Origin of the sequence: Sphingopyxis sp. (assembly GCF_035565275.1) — a bacterium.
Classification (GTDB): Bacteria; Pseudomonadota; Alphaproteobacteria; order Sphingomonadales; family Sphingomonadaceae; genus Sphingopyxis.
The window spans coordinates 1-1,572 of record NZ_DATMST010000004.1 but is presented as its reverse complement, the minus strand read 5'-3'; the positions used below and the strand labels follow the sequence as shown (position 1 = coordinate 1,572).

Genomic DNA, 1,572 nt, shown 5'->3' with positions numbered 1-1,572 from the left:
GATCTGCGCCGCCGCGCCGCGCTCGCCCGCGCGCTCGCGCAGAACCCCGACGTGCTGCTGCTCGACGAGCCGACCAACCACCTCGACCTCGCGGCGATCGACTGGCTCGAAAGCTGGCTCGCGCGCTACACCGGCGCGTTCGTCGCGATCAGCCACGACCGCACCTTCCTGACGCGCCTGACGCGGCAAACCTTGTGGCTCGACCGCGGCAGCATCCGCCGCAAGGAAATCGGCTTCGGCGGATTCGAGGAATGGAGCGATGCCGTCGCGGCGGAAGAAGCGCGCGCCGCGCAACGGCTCGATTCGAAGCTGCGGCTCGAGGCGCACTGGCTCGAGCGCGGCGTCACCGCGCGTCGCAAGCGCAATCAGGGTCGCCTCGAAAAATTGAAGGAAATGCGCGCGACTCGCGCCGCGATGATCGGCGGCCCCGGCGTCGCCAAACTCGGCCTCGCCAACGACGATGTGCGCTCGAAATCGGTGATCGTCGCGGAAGGCGTCTCGAAAAGCTTCGGCGAGCGCGCGATCATCAAAGGCCTCGATTTCCGCGTCCAGCGCGGCGACCGCATCGGCATCGTGGGCGCCAATGGCGCGGGCAAATCCACGTTGCTGAAACTGCTCACCGGCGAAATCCAGCCCGACGAGGGCAAGATCACCCTCGCCCCGACGCTCGACGGCATCATCATCGACCAGCAGCGCAGCCTGCTCTCGCCCGACAAGACCGTCCGCGACATCCTCGCCGACGGCGGCGACTGGGTCGAGGTGCGCGGTGTGAAGAAGCATATCCAGGGCTATCTCAAGGAATTCCTGTTCGACCCTGGCGTCGTCGAGGCCAGCGTTGGCGCGCTGTCGGGCGGCGAGCGCTCACGCCTCCTCCTCGCGCGCGAGTTCGCGCGCGAATCGAACCTGCTCGTGCTCGACGAGCCGACGAACGATCTCGATCTCGAAACGCTCGACCTGTTGCAGGAAGTCATCGCCGATTATGCCGGTACCGTGCTGCTCGTCAGCCACGACCGCGACTTCCTCGACCGCACCGTCACCGTGACGCTCGGTCTCGACGGGTCGGGCAAGGTCGATATCGTCGCGGGCGGCTATGCCGACTGGGAGGCCAAGCGCACGAGGCCGAACAGCATCAAGGCCAAGGCATCGGCGGCAGCCCCGCCGCCCCCGCAGACCGCGCGCAAGAAACTCAGCTACAAGGACCAGCGCGACTACGACCTGCTCCCCGTCCGGATCGAGGAGATAGAGACGGAAATGGCGGGAATCGAGACAGACCTCTCCGACGGCACTCTCTTCACGCGCGACAATGCGCGCTTCAGCGCGCTGACGGCCAAGCTCGACAAGCTCCGCAACGAAAAGGCGGCGGCGGAAGATCGCTGGCTCGCGCTGGCCGAAGAGGTTGAAGCGCTGGGCTGATCACCCCGTCCCGTAAAATCGCGTCAACCGGTCCAGCGCCAAGCCAAGCACCAGCTTGCCCGACCGCGCCGGCCACCCCAGCGCCTTCTCCGCCCCGCCGATCCCCTCGCCCGCGCAGATCACGCGCCAGCAGATGTCGGCGAGCCCGGGCCCCGCTGC

2 protein-coding genes are annotated in these 1,572 nt (G+C 67.6%); one reads left to right on the top strand and one right to left on the bottom strand.

The genetic code is table 11. From position 1 onward, the window contains the following. Positions 1 to 1,413 (top strand): ATP-binding cassette domain-containing protein (locus tag VN047_RS00260; protein ID WP_325538901.1); only part of this gene is annotated, 1,413 nt, incomplete at its 5' end. Here VN047_RS00260 and VN047_RS00255 read toward each other — a convergent pair. Continuing rightward, positions 1,414 to 1,572, bottom strand: a 159-nt coding sequence (locus VN047_RS00255) for a DUF6456 domain-containing protein (RefSeq protein ID WP_325538902.1), incomplete at its 5' end; no start/stop codon positions are given.